The following is a 21,198-nucleotide window of genomic DNA, read 5'->3' as shown; positions in this document are numbered from 1 at the left end:
TCGGAACCGTTTTTTAAACTGTATTTGAATTCACTAAACCCTGAAAAACCTAATTTTTTTTGCCAACCTTACAATGGATGATTTCGAAGTAAGTGTTTTTTTTGCCAATTCAACAATAGGCATCGTTTGGCATTTATTTTTATGTTTCATAACGTATGATATAATTTGTAAATCATTTTCATTTAGTTCTTGGTAATGTTGATTAACGAGTACTTCTAGGTCCAAATAAATCTCTCCCTGCTATTAACAATGTACAAAAAAATGGAGCCATTTATCTCTCCATTTTTTCGTATACATTATTATAGCATATGATTATTTTAATTCAGGCCAGTAACCTTTGTTAGCTACAATTAAGTCATCTAATATTTGTCGAGCTACACGAGCATTTGGCACAATTTTAGAGACAGTCAGTGCTTGCCATAATTTTTGGTATGATTCTTCTTCCCATGCTTCAACGACTAATTTTTCAACGGCTACTTGTTGTTCCATCAATCCTTTTTGGAAACGAGGAATTTCTCCTTGGTTGATCATTTCAGGACCATTTGAACCAACGATACAAGGAATCTCTACCATAGCTGTTGGATCAAAGTTAGCGATTGCTCCATTATTCGGTACGATCAGCAACATTCTTTCACGTGTGTTATACGCAATCGCTCTAGCTAAATCAACGATATAAGAAGCATGGTCATCTGTAACTAACTTTGCATCTTCGGCTGTTTTGATATTTGCAATACGGTTGCATTCAGAGAATACTTGTTTTTCACGGTGATCCATTACTTCATTTGCACGAGTGTATTCAGGATTGGCTTTTTCAGCTTCATCTTGCGGGAACAAGTAGTACTTCAAGTACGTATTTGGTAAAGTATTTGGATCCAAAGCAAATGTTTCTTTTGCTTTGCCATATGTGTGCATCCAGCTCGGTTCAATGTCTTCACCTGGAATACCTTCTAATTCACCTGGAGTAACATATCCATGTTCTGCAACGTATTTTTTGATAGCGGGCATTAAATCATTGCCGTCTTTATCGCGAATATCTGTCCACCAGCCAAAATGGTTTAGTCCATAATAACGAACAGTCATTTCTTTACGGCTCTTCAATCCTAAAATTTCAGCCATACGATGTTCGATCCCAACCGGCATATCACAAATATTGATGATTTTGCTGTTTGGTCTTAATTTGCGTGTAGCTTCCGCAACGATTGCTGCTGGATTTGAATAATTCAACATCCACGCATTTGGTGAGTATTGTTCCATATAGTCAATCAATTCTAATACTCCGCCGATTGAACGCATCCCATAAGAAATTCCGCCTGGTCCACATGTTTCTTGACCAATAACACCATATTTCAAAGGAATTTTTTCATCTTGCTCACGCATCGCGTATTTCCCTACACGAATATGAGCCATTACAAAGTCGATATCAGTAAAAGCTGTTTCTGGATCAGTAGTAGCTAAAAATTCAATTTCTGGAGCACGTTCTTTCAAAACAATTTCTACAGCATCTGCAATTTGTTTTTGTCTTTCCTCATCATTATCGTAAAACTTGATTTGGCGAATCGGAAATATTTCTAAGTTTTCTAATAACATCATAATGATCCCCGGTGTAAATGTGCTTCCGCCACCTGCTACTAAAATTGATTGTTTTTTTAAAGTCATATTTATCTTCTCCTCTAATTTTCTTATTATTAAACCATTGGTTCTGTTTGACTATCAGTATCTGCTAAAACTTCATTCCTTTTCATTTCATCTTCAAAAGCATCTCTTACTTGAGGGACATCCAGTCCAACGATAATTTGGAATGCTTTTCCTTTACGAACGACTCCATGAGCACCTGCTGCTTTAAAGAAACTATCCTCTTTGACAAGGTTTTCGTCTTTTACGGATACTCTTAATCTTGTAGCACAATTATTCACATCGGCTATATTGGCTGTACCGCCAAGTCCTTCTAAATAATGAGCTGCACTGCTTGCATAGGCTCCGCCTGCTGAAGCTGTTTTTCCATTTGCTTGTCTTTCACGGTAGTCTTTTTTAGAATACATTTTAACGTCTTCTTCTAGTTCTCTACCTGGCGTTTTGATATCAAATTTTAAAATAGCAAAACGGAATACAAAGAAGTAAATGACACTGAACGCTAAACCTGTTCCAATCAACGTTAATACTGTTCCGAGATGATTAATCGACATTGGTATAATAAATTGTGTCAACATCGTAATTAACCCACTACCTACATCACCTACAACACCAAATGCATAAACAGTTGCTCCTAAAGTGGCTGCTAAAGCTGCATGTATTAAGAACAATTGCGGTGCAATAAATAAGAATGTAAATTCAAACGGCTCCGTAATACCCGCAAGAACGGCAGTTAAAGCTGTTGGAATCAATAAAGCCAATGTTTTTTTCTTTTTAGCCGGATCTGCTGTTGCGTAAAATGCTGCTGCTATTCCAAGAGGAGCAAAGATTTTCGAAACATTGTGCAATCCGAATCCACCAGCTGGGAATAATTCCTTAAGCGGAGCTGTTGATGAAGCAAATTCACTTAAGTTATTCAACCAATATGCTGTAATTCCGCCTTCTACAACTGCTGGTCCATAAATGAATGGTTGATAAATGAAATGATGCATCCCAGTCGGTATCAACAGTCTTTCCAAGAATACGTATAACCATACACCTAGAGTTCCTGATGAAGCTAAGAAACCTTGCATTGAACTAATTAAACCTTGGATGATAGGCCAACCCCAAGCTGTTAAAAAGGCTAAAGGAAGCATAAGGAAAAATCCTATCATAACAACTAATGAAGATCCTTGGAAAATACCTAAGAAATCTGGTAGTTTAGTTTCAAAGAAACGGTTATGCAACCAAACAACAATTGCAGCAACTAAGATAGCACCAATTAAATTGGTATCCAATGTTTTAATTCCAGCAATCAATTTTATCCCGCTGTCTCCGCCGGCTTCTTGAGTGAAATCTACACCAAATGTTGGACCCATCAGATCAAGAATTTTTCCAACAAAGTTGTTAAATGTCATATAAACAACTACAGATTCTAAAGCTGCTCTTCCACTAGCTTTTTTAGCCAATCCAAGAGGTAGACCAATCACAAATAGCAATTCCATCTGATTGAATACAGTCCAACCGCCTGATTCAACAATTGACCAAAAGTTCGCCCACATGGTACCTGCAGTTGCGATATCTCCAACAATTAATGTATTTTGAAGCATAATAGCAATAGCTAATATAATACCTGAGAAAGCAAATAATAAAACTGGAGTAAACATCGCACCGCCAAACCGCTGTAATTTTTGCATCATTTTCTTTTCATCTCCTTATTCTTTTTATGAAATCGCTTCCATATACAGACTATACCATCCTCTTTTTTTCAGTTCAATATTCAACCCTTCAAAAAAATCAGCGTTCCTTAATAGGTATTTTTTCCATTTCTCGGGAAATTTCCCACCTAATTTTATAAGGTGGCAGTCTCTTATTTCAATAATATAACTCAAAAAAAGAGCTTTAAATCAAGATGAATCATCATTGATCTAAAGCTCTAATTCTATTTTTAATTTTTCACTGTCTATTCTTCAGAAAGTTCATCTTCTGTTACCCATTTGTGATTTTTAACTGTATCACCGCCCGTTGTGGGTTCGTAATCAATCATATAAATCGTTGTTGTTTTTGAAGCTTCAATAGTTGCTGGCGCATCGTCCATTCCTTCCATGTGATCAGCTTCTAAAGTTACTTCAGTACCATTTGCAATAACTGACTCTCCTGCCTCTTCAATTTCTTCTTGAGTGACCCATTTATGATTTTCAACTCTTTCTGCGCCAGTCGTTGGTTGATAGGAAACTTCATAAACAGTTGTGTCAAAAGCTCCTACAATCGTCGCTTCAGCACCTTTCATTCCTTCCATGTGATCGGCTTGAATAATGGCTGTACTCCCTACTTCATATTTTGGGTTTTCAGCTTTTTTAAGACCATCTGGTAACTCACCAGAATCGTCATGCATCATACTCTCCATATCCATGCCAGATTCGGAACTCATCATACTAGAATCAGAACTCATCATCATACTTGAGTCATCCATGTTCATGCTTGTTGAACTGCTTGATTCTGAAGAAGCTGTATCAGTTTCTTCATTTCCTGTTCCACATGCTGCTAAGGTTAAAGTTGTAGCTAAAGTTGCCACCATTAAATAAATTTTTCTATTCTTCATTCATTCCCCATCCTTTCAAGTTTTCAAACTATCTTGCTAAAGTACTAAACGATCAGTCTATTTCTACGCATTCAGTGTAAAAGTAACAACATTTAAAAACAATTATTTTAACTTCAAAAAAAAATACTACTATTCTACTGTATGCCTTTATGCCCTTGCTATAAAGGTGTCAAGAATATCACTCGCATACTAAGATCGCACCACAATCGTTTACATAAACAATACAAAAAATCTATTTTAAATTAACGTTCGTATTTTATACTGACTTTAACGTTAAATGTTAAATCATTATTTGAAATTCATTTACTTGATATCTTCTCATAAAATAATCAAATAACCGAACGATTTTATTTTATATATTTCAAAAAAAGGATATCTTTTAAATAATACGAATGATATAATACTAAACGTGTTAAACGTTTGTACAAAATACAAAATCACAGGAGGATTTAATTACATGCACAAGAAGTTTGGTAAGTACATAGGAGTAGCTTTACTAGCGGGACTATTGGTTGGATGTGGAAATGAAGCTGCCAGCAGCGAAACGGCAGCTTCAAATACAGATGGAACAATTAAACTCGATACACTTTCAGTTGGCTTTGTTCCTTCACGAGATCCTGAAGAAATCGTTACTGCAACAGAACCATTAAAAGATTTGTTGATTGACGAAATGGCCAATCAAGGTTATGACATCGGAGAAGTTGACATCACAGTTGGAACCAACTATGAAGCTGTTGGAGAATCTCTTTCAGCTGGGACGTTAGATGTTGGATTTATACCAGGCGGAACTTATGTATTATACGATGACGGTGCTGAGGTAATTTTAACTTCTACTAGAGCTGGATTAAGCATTGACTCTGATAATCCAGCTGATTGGAATGAAAATGCTCCTACTGAACCAACGGATGAGCAAGTAACCTCTTACCGTTCATTGATTATCGCAGGCCCTTCTGAAAAAGGACAAGAGTTAGCTGCTAAAATCAATAATGGCGAGGAATTAACTTTTGAAGATATGAACAGTGCTTCTTGGAGTGTAATGTCTTCTTCTTCTTCAGCAGGTTATATTTACCCAACATTATGGTTAAATGAAAATTTTGGAAAATCAATTACAGACTTAGACAAAGTAGTTCAAGCTGATTCATACGGAAGTTCATTTGCACGTCTTGCTTCTGAACAAGTTGACCTTTTGGTTACCTTTGCTGATGGCAGAAGAGATTATGAAGATACATGGACTTCAGAATACGGAAGAACAGAAAATATTTGGGACGAAACAGCCGTAGTCGGCGTTACTCCTGGCATTTACAATGACACGATAAGTGTCAGCAAAAACTCTGAGAAAATGGATGAAGAGTTAAAAGCTGCTTTACAAGAAGCCTTTATCAACATCTCTGAAACCGAAGAAGGAAAAGAAGTGATCTCCGTTTATAGTCACGAAGGTTACCAAGTAACGGAAGATGCCGATTACGATGATGAAAGAGCCGCTCAAAAAATCGTACAAGATCTAGGGATTCAATAATTCAACATTAATTTAAAATAAACCAAATGAAGCTGTGAAGGGGGCTGAGACAAAAGTCTTAGTCCCTTCCTATATGATTATTTTAGAACGTGTTCCAAAAAGCAGACCCGACGTCCACTTCACGAATAATGCTCGATGGTCAGTGACCATGCTGCGCTTATTCGCTCCAGTGATTCGGGTCTAAACGCTTTTTGTCACACTCCTTCATAGTTTTATTTTTGGAAAGGACTAATGACAACAGTGATAGAATTTATTGATGTAAATAAAACGTACCCAAATGGAGTAACTGCATTGAGCAATGTAAACTTAAAAATTAAACAAGGAGAGTTTGTAGCGATTATTGGTTTATCCGGTGCCGGAAAATCGACTCTTATTCGTTGCGTCAATCGTATGCATGACATCAATAGCGGTAAATTGATCGTCAACAATATCGATGTCAGTGCCTTAAAAGGAAAAGAAATCCGACAATACCGCAGAAGAGTTGGAATGATTTTTCAATCATTTAATTTAGTGACAAGAACAACAGTTTTAAACAATGTATTGATGTCATCTGTTCCTGAATTGCCCTATTGGAGAAAAGTATTGGGTATTTTTCCTAAAGAAACTAAAATCACTGCTTTGACCGCTTTAGATAAAGTCGGTATTTTAGACAAAGCGTATATGCGTGTCGATCAACTTTCTGGCGGTCAACAGCAACGGGTAGCTTTAGCGCGTACACTTGCTCAGTCACCAGAAATTATTTTAGCAGATGAACCTGTTGCATCATTAGACCCCGTGACCGCTAAACAAGTAATGGATGATTTTAAAAAAATAAATAACGATACGAACATGTCGATTCTTTTAAATATCCATCATGTTGAACTGGCTTTGGAATACGCTGATCGAGTAATTGGTATTCGACAAGGACAAGTGGTTTATGATGGCAAAGCAAGTGAAGTTACTCAGCCTATTTTAGATGTCATTTATGGAGATGTCCAAGCTCAAGATGAGTTAAACATAAATCCAACTTTACAACCACAATCTTAGGAGGGACATAAAAAATGACGATTTATGATAAATTATTTCCACCTAAAAAAATTATGCTGGCTAACAATAAAGTCGTTGAAGAAAAAAGAACTAAAACACCTGTTATCCTTATTTTGATCATAATCGGTTTTGTTATTTCGGTAAATGTGACTGGTTTTAGCTTTAGTGTTCTTTTAAATCGCTGGCAAGAATTTTTTGTTATTCTAAATGACATGATCCCGCCTAACATCGATTACTTACCTAATATATGGAAACCATTATTAGATACGATCAAAATGTCTTTAGTGGGTTCATTACTTGGTTCGCTAGTTGCTGTTGTTTTTGCTTTGCTGGCTTCCTCAAATATTATCAAAAGCAAATTTACAGCTGGTATTTTCAAATTCATTTTGAGTGTTTTGAGAACGTTGCCTACTCTAGTAACAGCTTTGATTGCTACCTTTGTTTTTGGGTTAGGTACCCTGGCTGGAACGATTGCAATTTTCTTATTCACTTTATCGTATATTGGAAAACTATTGTACGAACAAATTGAAAATATCGATATGGGTTCTTTTGAAGCACTAGAATCTATGGGCCTAACTAGGCTTCAGTCTTTTCGCTACGCTATCGTTCCGGAAATTTTGCCAACTTATCTTTCAACTTCTTTATTTTGTTTCGAGGGAAATGTTCGCTATGCTTCCATACTAGGCTATGTTGGAGCCGGCGGACTTGGCTTGCTTTTAAATGAAAGACTTGGATGGCGTGATTATTCCAGCGTAGGCATGATTTTAGTGATTTTAGCTATTACTGTCTTTATTATTGAACGAACTAGTGAACATTTTAGAAAGAAATTACAATAAGGAGTGCAGCCGATGTCTGAAATGATTGAAAATCAATTTGAAAAGGAACCTAAAAAAGGCTTCTACTTAATGAGTATAGCCACTATCTTACTGGCAGCTTTTATTTGGTCCGTTTCTTCTATTGAAGTACAAAGTTTGAATGAGAGTGGCTTAACCATTGCATCAAATATTTTTAAAGGTCTTATGAATCCAGATCTTGAATTATTATTCGGCTTAACCACTAGCGGTGTCCTTTATTTATTATTTGAAACTATTTGTATTGCTTTTTTAGGCACTATTTTCGGGGCAATTCTAGCTATCCCGATTGCCTTTCTTATGGCTCCAAGCGTAGTACCAGCACCAGTTGCTTATGTTGTTCGTTTAGTTGTCATTGTTATTCGTACTGTTCCAGCTTTAGTCTATGGGCTGATGTTTATCCGCATTACTGGCCCAGGCCCATTTGCTGGTGTATTGACGATGTCTATTACTTCTATCGGTATGGTTTCAAAACTATATGTAGATATCATCGAAGATTTAGATACTAGCATTTTAGAATCGTTGACGTCAATGGGATGTACGACCTTTGAAAAAATCCGCTTCGGGATCATTCCTCAGCTCTTTTCTAATTTCTTATCCATTACCATTTATCGTTTTGATATGAACTTACGTGATGCTACAATATTAGGGTTGGTTGGAGCTGGAGGAATTGGCGCACCTTTGATCTTTGCGATGAATTCTTATCGTTGGAATGAAGTAGGTTCCATCCTCATTGGCTTGATTGTACTTATTCTGCTAGTTGAGTTCTTCTCAAATAAAATGAGAGCTAGACTTATTAAGGGTTGACCCATTTATTTTTTAAAGGAGTTTTAGATGTGAAATTAACCATATTATCCACAAGTGATATTCATGGGTATATTTACCCCACAGATTACAAAAAAAGAAAGCAAGACTTGCCTTTTGGTTTATTAAAAATTAGTTCACTGATCAATGAAATCAAAGCCGCAGAAACGGACCCCGTTCTTGTGATCGATAATGGCGACTTTTTGCAAGGCTCCCCTTTGACTTACTACACAGCCAAACAAAAACAACAACCATTGATTTATACTTCTCTCCTAAACCAGATTGGATTCGATGCAGGTATCATAGGCAATCATGAATTCAACTATGGAAAAGAGTATTTGGACGAATCAGTTGAGGCACTTGATTATCCTGTTTTATGCGCCAATATCTTAAATGACCAAGGACAGCCTGCATTTGGAAAAGCCTATGAGTTGTTCGCATTTGATGACCTAACTGTAGCCTTACTCGGTCTAACTACCCAATACATTCCAAATTGGGAACAACCTGCGTCTATCAACGGTTTAACGTTTCAATCCGCCACAGCATGTGCAAAAGAATATGTACCTAAATTGCGGGAACTGGCTGATGTTGTCATCGTGAGTTACCACGGAGGTTTTGAAAAAGACTTAACTACCGGTGAACCGACTGAAGCTTTAACTGGTGAAAACGAAGGATACGAACTTTTGAATAAGGTTTCAGGTATAGACGTCTTACTAACAGGACACCAACACCGAGAAATCGCAACAGTCGATTCTTCTGTTGCTATTACTCAACCTGGAGACAAAGGTCATAAACTAGGAAAAGTCTGTCTGACGGTAGAAAAACAAGACGGAAAATCTGTTATTCTTTCGAAAAAAGCTGAACTTCTTTCCGTTAATGAGACTAAGGCTAACCCCACTATGGAAGAAACATTCAATACCTTTCAAGAAGAAATTGAAGATTGGTTAGACCAAAATATTGGAACGATTGATGGGAATATGTGGATTGGGGACCCTTTTCAAGTTCGTTTAGCTGGCCATCCTTATATTGATTTCATTCATAAAGTTCAAATGGAGGCCACTGGAACAACGATTTCTGGAACTGCCCTTTTTACAAATGACAGCAAAGGTTTTGGACCGACTGTAACCATGCGTGATATCGTCACTAATTATATTTACCCTAATACTCTTGCAGTCGTACGAGTAACTGGATCTGATTTGCGACAAGCTCTAGAAAAATCAGCCAGTTACTTTAGCTTATCGCCAAGTGGGCAATATGAAGTCAGTTCAGATTTTATGTATCCGAAAGCTCAGCAATACAATTACGATATGTATGCTGGGATCGATTATATCATCGACGTTTCGTTTCCAGTCGGCAAACGAATTAGCCAATTCACTTACAGTGGCAAGCCCATTCAAGAGAATGATGAGTTAGAGGTCGTCATCAACCAATATCGGGCAGTCGGCGGCGGAAATTACGATATGTTTAGCGCTGATAAAATCATACGTGAAATAACAGTTGATATGACTGAACTAATTGCAGATTACTTTAAAAAACACGATAGGATCACTCCAGATACGTTTAATAATTTCCAAGTCATACAATCAAAAAAAGAACTGCATGTCAATTAACACAAAAGGAATGGGATAATTATCCTATTCCTTTTGTGTTAATAAAATTAGAATACTATTCTGAGCTAGTCAAAACAGGGCTTATTGCGTCTGCTCAAACGAAAAACAGTTTTGAGTTGATTGAATTAAGGCTCATTACGTCAACTCAAATAGAAAACGACTCTGAGTTAATCGAATTAAGGCTCATTACGTTAACTCAAATAGAAAATGGCTCTGAGTTAATCGAATTAAGGCTTGTTGCATCAACTCAAATAGAAAATGACTCTGAGTTGATCGAATTAAAGCTTATTACGTCAACTCAAATAGAAAATGGCTCTGAGTTAATCGAATTAAGCCTCGTTACATCAACTCAAATAGAAAATGACTCTGAGTTAGTCGAATTAAGGGTCGTTATGCCAACTCAAATAAAATTCTACGTTGAACCTGTCAGTAATTTTCCTTCTCACTATCGAATAAGCAATGGAGAGACCTATTGCAATATTTTATTTAGTCTTTGTCTATTTAGCAACTATTTTCCTCTTGATGAATTAGTTTTAAAATACACTCTAGTCATCCTCTTCGCCGTCAAGAGCATTTTTTCCAAGGAATGCTTGCAGCATCCAAATTGTTTTATCTAAATAGCTTTTGTAGTCAATTAACAGATCTTCCAATACAGTATCATTTTCATTTTGTGTCAACGTAATGGCACGACCGGCGACATCACGGGTTGTACGATAATCATCAACTAAGTTTTCCACCATTTCTTCTGCGGACAAGTATTTTCCTGAAGCAGCTTCTTGTACAAATGAATATTGAATGTATTGTTCTGCTGTTGAAAATGGTTTTGCTCCTGATGCAATTAAACGTTCAGCAATTTTATCATAATACTGAGTATTTTCAGTGTATAATTCTTCAAATTTTTCATGCAAGGTAAAGAAGTTTGGTCCTTTTACATACCAATGATATTGATGTAGCTTGATTTGTAGTATACCTTGGTTGGCAATGATATGATTCGTCATTGCTGCTGAAGTTGGATTGTGATGGCCATGTTCTTCTGACATTGTTTATTCCTCCTAAAATAAATATTGTTTTTATTCTTCCTGCCTAACTTCTTTACCTCATCACTCCTTTCAAATGAAAATCCTTTAAACAAATTAAACATGGACAGGAACTGTGCTCATTTCCTTGGCTGCTTGCATCTTTTTACGGTTAAAGTGGATCAAACGCATTGCATTTAAAATAACCACCAGTACACTTGCTTCATGGATAAACATTCCGGATGCTAGATGAACACTTCCCATTAAAACACCGGTTAGTAGAATAGCTACAACTCCCACAGCAATAAAAATGTTTTGTTTCATATTACGAGTTGTTGCTTTAGCTAATGAATAAGCATGCGAGAATTGCATCAATTTGTCTGCCATTAAAACCACATCTGCGGTCTCCATAGAAATATCTGTTCCGCCTTCACCCATTGCTAATCCAATATCGGCAGTAGCGATTGCCGGAGCGTCGTTGATTCCATCTCCTGCCATAGCAACAATATGGCCAGATTCTTTCAGTTGTTTCACATATTCTACTTTGTTTTCCGGCAACAATTCAGCATGAAATTCATCTAATCCTAATGCTTTAGCAACAGCTTCTGCAGTGTGTTTGTTGTCTCCCGTTAACATAACGATTTTTTTAATGCCATTTTCTCTCATTTGAGCTAAAGCTATTTCTGCATCGTCACGAATTTGATCGGCAATGGAGACTATTCCTGCTAGTTGTCCTTCTAGTGCAATAAAGACAGCTGAATTGCCGGCTTTTTCACGTTTGACTGCGTACGTTTCAGCACTTGTTGGAATAGTAATATTTTCTGTTTTCATTAATTTACGGTTCCCAGCTATAACGTACTGGTTATTTACAACAGCTTTAATTCCATTTCCTTTAATCGCTTCACCGTCTTTAATTTCCATAGCCGAAAAGTCTAAGCCGCGAGATTGAGCTTCTTTCACGATTGTTTGTCCTAAGTGGTGTTCTGAAATCGTTTCGGCTTTAGCAACCAATTCTAATAATTTTTTGGCATTAGTGTTATTGAATGTATGAATATCGGTTACTTCCGGTTTCCCTTTGGTTAATGTACCGGTTTTATCAAATACCAGCGTATCTACTTTAGAGAATTTATCCATAATTTCTCCGCCTTTGATCAATACACCGTTTTTTGCACCATTTCCGATACCCGCAACATTTGACACTGGAGCTCCAATAACTAAAGCACCCGGACAAGCAATCACCAAGAAAGTGATAGCCAAATGCAAATCACTCGTAATGACATAAACAAGTATGGATAACACCACAACTGCCGGTGTGTAAATATTGGCAAATTTATCTAAAAATTTTTCTGCTTTGGATTTTGATTCTTGCGCTTCTTCCACGAGTTCAATGATTTTAGCAAATGTTGTATCATCCCCAACTCTTTCAGCAATTATTTCGAGGTAGCCAGTATCTATAATGGTTCCACTAAAAACTTTATCATTCATTGATTTTGAAACTGGTACAGATTCTCCCGTGATTGCGGCTTCATTGATTGAAGCTTTGCCAGATACGATTTTACCGTCAACAGGAATTTTTCCTCCTGGATGAATAACGACACGATCACCTTCTTCAACATCTTCAACGGGAATCGTTTCTATTTTGCCGTCTATACGCAGAATAGATGCTTCTTGAGGAGCCATATCAACTAGTTCTCTTAATGAAGAACGGGTTTTCTCCAAAGTTCTCATTTCTAAATAATCTCCAAACAAGAACAAAAAAGTTACAATAGAAGATTCTGTATATTCTCCAATATATAATGCTCCTATAACGGCAATGCTTACAAGTAAGTCAATGCTAAAAGCTTTCATGCGCAGTGCTTGAATGGCTTTGATGAAGATAGGAACACTAGCAACAAGGGTAGCTATAATTAAAGCACTATCTTTAAAATTGATGTTTCCCATGAATCCAATAATAAACCCAGAAGCGATTAGAATACCTGAAACTAAAGTAATGTGGTTTTTGTGCTTATTTATATGGGCAATCATTTTAATTCCTCCTATTTTTTATGGTAAAGTACTGTCTGATTAAGTCATAACTTTTAACGTGTAGTTAACTCCTTTCTTTTCGTTTGTTCCTTATGCACTTACTTTACTATTACTTTGAAAAAGTTAAATTGACCGTCATCAAGAAATCAACTAAATGATAAAAAGATTATCCGAACCAAGCCATATCAATAATAACGTCTTTCTCTTATCCTTTCTTTTTTGCTTATTTGGAACTTAAAGAAATGGCTATGAAGATGGCTGCAGCAATAATCACTTCCTACCAATGAATTCGAATAGGCCCAATTTCTAAAGCGTGCGGATTAATGGTTCCTACTATCATTTTCATGCTATTCTCCTTTATTTCATTATTTTTTACCAAAATAATTCCAACTTATAGAAGACAGAATTCTTTTGTCATGATCTCATTCATCCTTAAGATGTTTTTGTAGACAATACTGAATAACCTAGTTTCACAATGATTCTCTGTATTCTATCGCCTTCAATTTTAGTTTCATCAAATTGCGTTTTTACTTTACTTGAATTAAATAACACCTTAGCTGACTCTACACCTTCAGTTTTATTTAAAGTACTCTCAATTTTTTTGATACAGCTTGGGCAAGTTAATGGCTCCAATTGGTAAATAGCTTTATTCATCAGTTAATTCCTCCTTTTGATTTGTTACACATAGTATAGTACCTTCCCAAAGTAAAAAATTTGACTCTTATCAAGTTTTAAAAAAAATTCCAATTTAACTACATGAGCAGTTACCATTTCATTGCCCAATAGAAAAAGCCCAAGAAATCATCATGATGATTTCTTGGGCTTTTTAGTAAGATTTAATTATTTTCGACTAGTTCTCTTTTAGGTAAATATGGTTTCTCTTTGATAAACAATGTCATAATGAAAGCTACTAATGATAGTAGTCCAACTAATTTAAAGACCATTTGAAAACCAGCTAAATCAGCTATTTGTCCTGTAACATGTTCTGCTAGTTTATTTTGAGAAACAAGCATCATCACAACAACAAACAAAGCTGTTCCCATTGATCCAGCTAATTGGCGTTGAGTATTAAACATTGCTGCAGCATGTGAAGCTAATTCTAGAGGGACAGCATTGAACGCTGCTGTTTGAATTGGCATCAACGTTAACGCAAAACCTAACGTACGAACCATTTGCAGTATTACAATAATATAGATAGGTGTATTAATATTTATTAAACCAATAACAAAAGTTCCAACTGTTACCAATATTAATCCACTCATAGCTAATTTTTTAGAACCATATTTATCAAACATTCTACCAGTGATAGGGCTCATAGCAGCCATAACGAGTGAACCTGGCAAAAGAATCATTCCTGATTCCATCGGTGTCATTCCGCGTATTGTTTGAAAGTAAATTGGCAATAAGATTATAGCTCCGTACATTCCAGCAGTCAATACGAATGAAATAATAATATTCAAGCGGTATCCTCTATATTTAAAAATACTAAAGTTTAATAAAGGTTCTTCTGAATGATTACAGCGGTTAACCAGTAGAATTAAAGCAACAATTCCAACAATTAAAGGCAAAGCTACATTAATACTCATGAAATCATGTGAAGATGCATTGCTAAGACCGAATAATAGACCGCCAAAACCTAATGTTGAATAGATGACACTGATCAAATCTAATTTAGGGCGACCTACTTCACCAACATTCTTCAAGACGAAGAAGGCAACGACAACATCTAAAATGGCGAATGGTAAGATAAAGTAGAACAACATATTCCAGTGGTAATTTTGCACTACCCATCCAGAGAATGTTGGCCCAATTGCTGGAGCGAAGTTCATTGCTAAACCAATCAACCCCATTGCTGAACCTCTTTTTTCAATTGGAAAAAGATACAACACGACAATCATTTGTAATGGTAAAATAATTCCTGCTCCTATTGCCTGAATCATGCGTCCAGTAATCAATACTCCATAAACGCTGGAAATAGCCGCCACGAGTGTACCGATTGAAAACACGATCATTGAAAAAAGATACAATTGCCGTGTTGTAAATCGGTTTACAAGGTACGCCGTAATAGGTACCATGATTCCATTAATCAACATATAAGCAGTTGTTAACCATTGACCTTGAGTAGCAGTAATCGAAAATTCTTTCATAATACTGGGTAAAGCCGTACTCATAAGTGTTTGATTTAATATGGTCACGAATGACCCCATCAAAATAACACCTAAAATAGATATAATCTGGGTAAATGACATATTTTTATTTTCTTCTTGAATCATTTAGTTCTCTCCTTTATTTATCTTTATAACCTATTGCTTTTCCTCTATTAACCAATCATTCGAAAGAAAAGTGCCCTATAATAGCTTATTTTTTCAATTTAAAACATTGAGTGCTATACTAATTAATGAAAGGTTCATTGCCCATTCAATGGGTTGAGCTTTCCTATTTATTGTTCTAAAAAATAATCTAAGGAGCTGAAATTATGCAAAAAGAACAATTTGAACGAATGAAAAATGAACAAGGTTTTATTGCAGCACTGGACCAAAGCGGTGGAAGTACACCAACAGCTTTACAACTTTACGGCATTGCACCAGATGCCTATTCAGGTGAAGATGAAATGTTTGACCTGGTTCACGAAATGCGAACTCGTCTTATGACTTCTCCTGCTTTTAATTCTGATTCAATCTTAGGGGCTATTTTATTTGAACAAACAATGGATCGCAAAGTCGAAGACCTTTATACAGCCGATTATTTATGGGAGAAGAAAGGCGTTGTCCCTTTCTTAAAAGTCGATAAAGGATTAGCAGAAGAAACTGACGGTGTTCAGTTAATGAAACCTAACCCTGACTTAGATGAATTATTGAAAAGAGCAAATGAACGCCATATTTTTGGAACAAAAATGCGTTCATTAATTAAAGAAGCCAATCCTGAAGCTATAAAAAAAGTTGTTGACCAACAATTTGAAGTCGGCAAACAAATTATCTCAGCAGGACTTGTGCCAATTATTGAACCAGAAGTGGATATTAACAGTAAAGATAAGGAAAAATCTGAAGCTCTTTTAAAAGATGCAATTTTGACTCAACTAGATAACTTAAGTGAATCAGATAATGTTATGTTAAAACTCTCTATTCCGACAATTGATAATTTCTATAAAGAATTGATCAATCATCCTAGAGTGATAAGAGTAGTTGCTCTCTCTGGTGGTTATACACGTGAAAAAGCTAATGAAGCTTTAACACATAATCACGGACTAATTGCTAGTTTTTCAAGAGCTTTATCTGAAGGGTTAAGTGCTAGTCAATCAGATGATGAATACAACGACTTACTAAAAGAGTCCATTAAACAAATCTACGATGCCTCAATCGCTTAGTATCAAGTGGTATGAGACAATATAATAAACACAACGTATAATAAGGAGAAGCTCTCCCTCTTATACGTTGTGTTTTCACTTATAATAGTGTACTCCTATTTATATGAAAAATCAAAAAAATTTTATTCTACTACTATTACTAATTATTTATTTTTAAGTCGAAAGCTTCTGTCATCTCTGCAGATGCTTTTTCTACAGGAACTTTATTGATAAATTCGGCTTTTGTTAATAATCTGGTTACTCCATCATCATCACAAGTAATCAGTGTTAAGGTCGTTTCACCTGGAATATCATCTAATACACTGACTTTGGTTGCTTCAATCGTCCGTTGTTCTATCACTTCATACTCATAAACTGACTTTAAGTCTGTTAAATAAATTGTATCTCCTAATTCAACTTTATATAACGGGCTAAACAGTAATTCTGACCGCTTCATGTGGTGGCCGGCCAATGCATAATTTCGTTCTCCCATTATTTGATCTTCTTTCATGGTTCCAGCTGTCAAAGCTAACGTATACTCAGACGTCCCTTTTCCAACTGGTAAGTTCAAATTGACACTAGGTATACTAATACCGCCTATCACATTTATTTGATCGCTATTAAAACGGGCTAAAGCTACTGTTTAAAGATCCAACAGTTGGACTTCTTCAAATTCGAAAGAAGCCTTTTTTTGTTGATTTTTTTCGATCGTAGTTGCGTCCATAGCATTGATCGTTAAGTTTTCTGAGTCCATCGCTACTAACCAATTTTTGATAGGATCACTAAATACTAACAGTAAGCCGATGACAAGAAGTATACCCCATAATAAATTGAGTCCTATCTTCTTTTTTCCTCTTGTTTCTCTCTTTTTCATATTTACCCTTATCTGCTTTTTCTTCTATGCTAATCAATTAAAAAGGGGCTGGGAAAAAACTAGCCTCAAATAAAAAAATCGTAATGAAATAATCAAAATTCTGATTGTTTCATTGCGATTTTTATTTTTGACTGATTTTTTGTAAAAAGCATCCGCTTTTCTTCTAGCCTCAAGGGCTAGTTTTGTAAGATTCATGCTCATAAGCATGATCCCGATGTCATTGTGAACGGCTTGCTTGCCTCTGACATGGGTTCTGCGCATGCCAAATACACCTTTCATACGACCAAAAACAGTTTCTACGTCAACTTTTCGTTGTGCGTAGATGGCTTTGCCACGATCGCTTTCAAGGTTCTCTTTTGCATGCTGCTTGAAGTATTCCCAGTTATAGTTGACCGCTGTCTGGCGTTGGGCACCTTTGGGTGTCTTGGCTAGTTGCTTGCGTGTCTCGTCCAGTTGTTCCACATCAGCCTTGTATACTTTAAATTGTCTGCGGAAACCATTCTTATCATTTTGCGTACTATAATGTGAGAAACTAAAACGGACGTCGTCTAAATCCGTATAAGCATCTTCAATCTCGTCATAATCCCAGTTGGCGCGGTGTTTAGGATTCGAGCGATAGGCTTTACTGTTCTCTTTCTGATACATGCCGTATGGGATGAGCGGTACTTTCTGAAAGGTATCCATAACCGCCTCGTAATTTTCTTCACTGCCATAACCGGCGTCTGCGGCGATGTATTTAAATAAGTCTAACGTTTGAATGGATTCTAAAAAAGGGATAAACGTGCGTGTATCCGTCGGATTGGAAAAAATATCATAGGCAATAACAAACTGATTGCTCGATGCGACTTGAAAATTATAACCCGGTTTTAACTCACGGTTCTTCATCGGATCTTCTTTCATGCACATGAACGTTGCGTCTGTATCTGTTTTTGAGAAACTGTTGCGGCCTTCAAATGTGGCGTTTGCTTCTTCATAGCGTTGCTTACGCGGCAAGAAATCTTTTTCGCATTTATTCCGATGTTTCTTGAGGATGCGACGACGTCGCTTCTGTTCCGAACCACCTTTGGGAATCATTTTTTCTTCTGTAATCGCAGCTTCAACGGCCACAAGTTCTTTGTCCAGGGAAACGATTATTTCTTCAATGCCTTCCGACGTTTTTAATGTCTCTTCCGATAAAGCGAGGTTTACTTTTGCCTGGATGAGTTCATCATACAATTCCGAAACGTTGGCATTGAGTTTTGCTTCATAGCGTTCGATTGCTTTCTTCCAAGTGAAACTATAAATATTTGCATCGGCTTGTATCTTTGTACCATCGATATAGAGCGCGTCTTCGTGAATCAAGCCGTTGTCACTTAAGAGTGTTGTGAAAAGAATGAATGCATACTTGATGAGTTTTGATGCGTGCTCGCTTGAACGGAAGTTGTTGATTGTCTTGTAGCTAACAGAAGTATCGCCCGTTAACCACTTCATAGGAATGGATTCTTCATTCATCCGTTCCATTTTGCGTCCAGAAAAGGTTGTGCGACTATAGGCAAACAAACACATCTTTAAAAGCATGGCGGGATGAAAGGCAGGGCGTCCCGTATGAGACGTCTCTTCAAGAAGAAATTCCGAAGGAATAGAATCGACAAAACGGCTAATGAGGCGGGCTTCATGATCATTCGGGATTGTAAAATCCAATTGTAGTGTTAAGGCCGTTTCCATTGTGTTATAATTTTGATACATGGTGAGTCACTCCTTTGGTTTTTGGTCGTACTTAAATTATAAGGTATTTGGCTCACTGTGTCTTTTAAAACGATAAAAATCCCCAACTCCTTCAAAATGAAAGAGTTGGGGATTTTCTTTATTCAGAGACTGAGTTTTTCCCCAGCCCCTTTACTATGGATGTAATTTTTAAATTAATTAGATTTATATCGTACTATTATTTTTATTCCAGCCTTCCAATCGCATATCAAATTCCTCGATTGGTTCTGGTCCTCTCATTGTATCTTTTTCAATCGTTAAAACCCCTTTTTTACTCACCTTAGTCTCCCAACGTACGAGCCGGACTTGCCCTTCAGATATTTCAATTCCTGTAATAATTGTTGGATAAACGCAACAACCAGTATTAAAATACGGAAGCTCTTTATCTTTCGGATATTTAAATCGGTGAGTATGGCCGCAAATAAGCATGATTTTATTTTTGCGAATCCATTTATTGAAGTTTTTCTCAATTTTATGTCTTTTAGTGACATTTTTTACTGGACTTGATGGGTTTCGAATCCCAAATCCATGTAGAAAACGCCAAAAGAATTTCAAAGATAACATCGTAAAAAAGGCAAATTGATCATTCGGTGCATCACCTTGATGACCGTGTACGGTTAAAATTTCTTGTCCTGTTTTTTTATATCTCAGTACGAGTGCCTCAATGGGCTGAAGACCTTTTAAAAAATCAAAAAATTCTTCTGTGTATTCATCGTAATTTGTATAATAGTTCTTTTCAACAAATTCAGGATTTTTTAAAGCAATATCGTGATTGCCATACAATTTTATTAAACGATCATCATCAAAAAATTTTTTGATCATATCGAACACTTCATCATGTGCATTTTTGGTATAAGTAAAATCAGAGTATTCTAACAGTTCATCTCCATCGCCAGCTTCCACATAAGTAAAACCGTTTTTATAGTAATGCTTTAAAGCGTGAAGAAAGATATTGCGGTTTCGAGTGAATTCATCTGAGATATTTCCATTGCCTCGATGGACATCACTAAAGAAAATATATTTTGAATTTTCGTCAAATTCTTCTACTCTAGCCTTCTTGTATGCTTCGGTTAAACGTTTGTCTGTGAACATCTTTTCACCCCATAATTAATTGACAATTTTTTGCATAAGCAACTGAATAGTTATTCTTATTATCAGTATACTTTATCTGGTCTAGTTTAAAAAATAATTGCTTTCTACTTTCTGTTCACCATCAATTACATTATTTAAAAATCAATAAGTTGAAAATTTGGGACAAAAAGCATTTAGTATCACGTATTCTTTTTGGATATATTTTAGTATGAATAATCGAGTATAGATATAAAATAACATACTCCAATTAATCGACAAAAGTAATTTAACTGAAAAGTTACTTTATTACTTACTATAAAGACAAAAAAGCGTTCATTTTTCACAAATGAACGCTTTTTTTATTGCTGAAACTTTTATTCTAGCCTCGTACCTTTCTTTTCTCCCTCTTTACTTCTACTATATCTCAAAAACCAATTTGCTTAAATAGCACGGAATCTTGTTCTTTTATTTTTCCTGTTTCTATGTACTGTTTAAAGTGGGTTACTTCAAATGTATCGCCTTTTTCTAATAAAAAAAAATGCAATGGATAAGGAAACAGTTTACCCTTTGCTAGAATATGATTTTTATCTTGATAGGAATACCACCAAATTTCATACAATCGTCCACCCGTTTTTATATTGTCTTCCAGCAATGTAAAATTGTCGCATCCTTTTCTTTCCAATAAATCTGCTGCTTCTAATGGTCTCTTCCACATACCTTCTTTTAAAACTTTCATTCTTATCCCCTTCTTTCTGAAGTATGAGTTTTATACTATGTGGTATTTTTGTACAACAAATTGATTCCGTTTATTTCTCTTGCCAAATAGGACGATTGTTTTTCCTTCGGTGACCAAATAAAGAAAATTAAGAGCATTTGACTTAATCAGACAGTTTTCCTTACATGCCTCGTTTACGGTTAATGTAAACCGTACCAAAGGAGCCTCTTCTAATTTTAAAACTTTAATTTTTTCTACTGAACCTTTTAAGCACATTCCTTTTTCCATATTGATCACCTCATCTCTCTCAAATTATACGAACATATGTTCAGTTAGTCAACTACAAGTATTCTTTTAAGCTCCTTTATTTTAAATTTTATACTCTCGACAACCG

Annotated in this window: 20 protein-coding genes; 6 read left to right on the top strand and 14 right to left on the bottom strand. The window is 36.0% G+C overall.

What is annotated here, in order from left to right:
- Window positions 1-33: 33 nt before the first annotated feature.
- The 4 genes from NST49_RS04930 to NST49_RS04915 all read right to left on the bottom strand — a co-directional run bounded on the left by NST49_RS04930 (window position 34) and on the right by NST49_RS04915 (window position 4,210).
- Complete coding sequence (locus tag NST49_RS04930; protein WP_341047349.1) at window positions 34-225, bottom strand: hypothetical protein; 192 nt, start codon at window positions 223-225, stop codon at window positions 34-36.
- Window positions 226-312: 87 nt separating this feature from the next.
- Window positions 313-1,656, bottom strand: coding sequence for a 6-phospho-alpha-glucosidase (locus tag NST49_RS04925; protein ID WP_251165701.1), 1,344 nt, complete (start codon window positions 1,654-1,656; stop codon window positions 313-315).
- Window positions 1,657-1,685: 29 nt separating this feature from the next.
- Entirely contained in the window at window positions 1,686-3,308 is a 1,623-nt protein-coding gene (locus NST49_RS04920; RefSeq protein WP_023179126.1) for an alpha-glucoside-specific PTS transporter subunit IIBC, read from the bottom strand.
- Window positions 3,309-3,571: 263 nt separating this feature from the next.
- Window positions 3,572-4,210 (bottom strand): YdhK family protein, encoded by a 639-nt coding sequence (locus tag NST49_RS04915; RefSeq protein WP_034537565.1) that lies wholly within the window; start codon window positions 4,208-4,210, stop codon window positions 3,572-3,574.
- A gap of 457 nt (window positions 4,211-4,667) precedes the next feature.
- Between NST49_RS04915 and NST49_RS04910 the strand changes: the two genes are divergently transcribed.
- From NST49_RS04910 to NST49_RS04890, 5 genes are all read left to right on the top strand, one after another.
- Complete coding sequence (locus NST49_RS04910; RefSeq protein WP_341047347.1) at window positions 4,668-5,726, top strand: phosphate/phosphite/phosphonate ABC transporter substrate-binding protein; 1,059 nt, start codon at window positions 4,668-4,670, stop codon at window positions 5,724-5,726.
- A 240-nt stretch (window positions 5,727-5,966) separates the two neighbouring features.
- Complete coding sequence (gene phnC / locus NST49_RS04905; protein ID WP_341048668.1) at window positions 5,967-6,752, top strand: phosphonate ABC transporter ATP-binding protein; 786 nt, start codon at window positions 5,967-5,969, stop codon at window positions 6,750-6,752.
- Window positions 6,753-6,766: 14 nt separating this feature from the next.
- Window positions 6,767-7,588, top strand: coding sequence for a phosphonate ABC transporter, permease protein PhnE (gene phnE, locus NST49_RS04900; RefSeq protein WP_051932691.1), 822 nt, complete (start codon window positions 6,767-6,769; stop codon window positions 7,586-7,588).
- Between the two features lie 12 nt (window positions 7,589-7,600).
- Window positions 7,601-8,410 carry a phosphonate ABC transporter, permease protein PhnE gene (gene phnE / locus NST49_RS04895; RefSeq protein ID WP_034537569.1) on the top strand — a complete coding sequence of 270 codons (810 nt, stop codon included), beginning with the start codon at window positions 7,601-7,603 and terminating at the stop codon, window positions 8,408-8,410.
- A gap of 29 nt (window positions 8,411-8,439) precedes the next feature.
- The gene (locus NST49_RS04890) at window positions 8,440-10,017 is read left to right on the top strand and encodes a bifunctional metallophosphatase/5'-nucleotidase (protein WP_341047345.1); all 1,578 of its coding nucleotides are present in this window, start codon (window positions 8,440-8,442) and stop codon (window positions 10,015-10,017) included.
- A 545-nt stretch (window positions 10,018-10,562) separates the two neighbouring features.
- Here NST49_RS04890 and NST49_RS04885 read toward each other — a convergent pair.
- The 4 genes from NST49_RS04885 to NST49_RS04870 form a co-directional block, all read right to left on the bottom strand.
- Window positions 10,563-11,057, bottom strand: coding sequence for a Dps family protein (locus NST49_RS04885; protein WP_341047344.1), 495 nt, complete (start codon window positions 11,055-11,057; stop codon window positions 10,563-10,565).
- A gap of 93 nt (window positions 11,058-11,150) precedes the next feature.
- Window positions 11,151-13,058, bottom strand: a complete 1,908-nt coding sequence (locus NST49_RS04880; protein WP_023179138.1) for a heavy metal translocating P-type ATPase — start codon at window positions 13,056-13,058, stop codon at window positions 11,151-11,153.
- A gap of 432 nt (window positions 13,059-13,490) precedes the next feature.
- Window positions 13,491-13,712: a heavy-metal-associated domain-containing protein gene (locus tag NST49_RS04875; protein WP_023179139.1), complete on the bottom strand. Its 222-nt coding sequence runs from the start codon at window positions 13,710-13,712 to the stop codon at window positions 13,491-13,493.
- Between the two features lie 182 nt (window positions 13,713-13,894).
- Window positions 13,895-15,331: an MDR family MFS transporter gene (locus tag NST49_RS04870; RefSeq protein ID WP_341047342.1), complete on the bottom strand. Its 1,437-nt coding sequence runs from the start codon at window positions 15,329-15,331 to the stop codon at window positions 13,895-13,897.
- A 203-nt stretch (window positions 15,332-15,534) separates the two neighbouring features.
- On the opposite strand from NST49_RS04870, the gene NST49_RS04865 reads away from it, so the two are divergent.
- Window positions 15,535-16,422 (top strand): fructose bisphosphate aldolase, encoded by an 888-nt coding sequence (locus NST49_RS04865; RefSeq protein ID WP_034537577.1) that lies wholly within the window; start codon window positions 15,535-15,537, stop codon window positions 16,420-16,422.
- Window positions 16,423-16,561: 139 nt separating this feature from the next.
- Here NST49_RS04865 and NST49_RS04860 read toward each other — a convergent pair whose 3' ends face one another.
- From NST49_RS04860 to NST49_RS04835, 6 genes are all read right to left on the bottom strand, one after another.
- Window positions 16,562-17,005, bottom strand: a complete 444-nt coding sequence (locus tag NST49_RS04860; RefSeq protein ID WP_341047339.1) for a class A sortase — start codon at window positions 17,003-17,005, stop codon at window positions 16,562-16,564.
- A gap of 39 nt (window positions 17,006-17,044) precedes the next feature.
- Entirely contained in the window at window positions 17,045-17,275 is a 231-nt protein-coding gene (locus NST49_RS04855) for a hypothetical protein (protein ID WP_187948515.1), read from the bottom strand.
- Between the two features lie 33 nt (window positions 17,276-17,308).
- Window positions 17,309-19,000, bottom strand: coding sequence for an IS1182 family transposase (locus NST49_RS04850; protein WP_341047338.1), 1,692 nt, complete (start codon window positions 18,998-19,000; stop codon window positions 17,309-17,311).
- A 183-nt stretch (window positions 19,001-19,183) separates the two neighbouring features.
- A complete protein-coding gene (locus NST49_RS04845) occupies window positions 19,184-20,110 on the bottom strand; it encodes a metallophosphoesterase (RefSeq protein ID WP_187948517.1) in 927 nt (308 codons plus the stop codon).
- A gap of 403 nt (window positions 20,111-20,513) precedes the next feature.
- Window positions 20,514-20,825: a hypothetical protein gene (locus NST49_RS04840; protein WP_251165709.1), complete on the bottom strand. Its 312-nt coding sequence runs from the start codon at window positions 20,823-20,825 to the stop codon at window positions 20,514-20,516.
- A 30-nt stretch (window positions 20,826-20,855) separates the two neighbouring features.
- Complete coding sequence (locus tag NST49_RS04835) at window positions 20,856-21,092, bottom strand: hypothetical protein (protein ID WP_023179144.1); 237 nt, start codon at window positions 21,090-21,092, stop codon at window positions 20,856-20,858.
- Window positions 21,093-21,198 lie beyond the last annotated feature (106 nt).

The sequence above is a fragment of the Carnobacterium sp. FSL W8-0810 genome (genome assembly GCF_038007125.1).
In the GTDB taxonomy this organism is placed as follows: domain Bacteria; phylum Bacillota; class Bacilli; order Lactobacillales; family Carnobacteriaceae; genus Carnobacterium_B; species Carnobacterium_B inhibens.
The sequence above is the reverse complement of the archived record's forward strand: the minus strand, read 5'-3'. Positions and strand labels throughout refer to the sequence as shown.

Bases quoted from the DNA above. Each gene is read 5' to 3' on its own strand.
- NST49_RS04925 (WP_251165701.1), bottom strand. From the start codon at position 1,656: ATGACTTTAAAAAAACAATCAATTTTAGTAGCAGGTGGCGGAAGCACA.
- NST49_RS04880 (WP_023179138.1), bottom strand. From the start codon at position 13,058: ATGATTGCCCATATAAATAAGCACAAAAACCACATTACTTTAGTTTCA.
- NST49_RS04835 (WP_023179144.1), bottom strand. From the start codon at position 21,092: ATGGAAAAAGGAATGTGCTTAAAAGGTTCAGTAGAAAAAATTAAAGTT.
- NST49_RS04855 (WP_187948515.1), bottom strand. From the start codon at position 17,275: ATGAAAAAGAGAGAAACAAGAGGAAAAAAGAAGATAGGACTCAATTTA.
- NST49_RS04870 (WP_341047342.1), bottom strand. From the start codon at position 15,331: ATGATTCAAGAAGAAAATAAAAATATGTCATTTACCCAGATTATATCT.
- NST49_RS04840 (WP_251165709.1), bottom strand. From the start codon at position 20,825: ATGAAAGTTTTAAAAGAAGGTATGTGGAAGAGACCATTAGAAGCAGCA.
- NST49_RS04915 (WP_034537565.1), bottom strand. From the start codon at position 4,210: ATGAAGAATAGAAAAATTTATTTAATGGTGGCAACTTTAGCTACAACT.
- phnE (WP_034537569.1), top strand. From the start codon at position 7,601: ATGTCTGAAATGATTGAAAATCAATTTGAAAAGGAACCTAAAAAAGGC.
- NST49_RS04920 (WP_023179126.1), bottom strand. From the start codon at position 3,308: ATGATGCAAAAATTACAGCGGTTTGGCGGTGCGATGTTTACTCCAGTT.
- NST49_RS04845 (WP_187948517.1), bottom strand. From the start codon at position 20,110: ATGTTCACAGACAAACGTTTAACCGAAGCATACAAGAAGGCTAGAGTA.
- NST49_RS04885 (WP_341047344.1), bottom strand. From the start codon at position 11,057: ATGTCAGAAGAACATGGCCATCACAATCCAACTTCAGCAGCAATGACG.
- NST49_RS04875 (WP_023179139.1), bottom strand. From the start codon at position 13,712: ATGAATAAAGCTATTTACCAATTGGAGCCATTAACTTGCCCAAGCTGT.
- NST49_RS04850 (WP_341047338.1), bottom strand. From the start codon at position 19,000: ATGTATCAAAATTATAACACAATGGAAACGGCCTTAACACTACAATTG.
- NST49_RS04910 (WP_341047347.1), top strand. From the start codon at position 4,668: ATGCACAAGAAGTTTGGTAAGTACATAGGAGTAGCTTTACTAGCGGGA.
- phnE (WP_051932691.1), top strand. From the start codon at position 6,767: ATGACGATTTATGATAAATTATTTCCACCTAAAAAAATTATGCTGGCT.
- NST49_RS04865 (WP_034537577.1), top strand. From the start codon at position 15,535: ATGCAAAAAGAACAATTTGAACGAATGAAAAATGAACAAGGTTTTATT.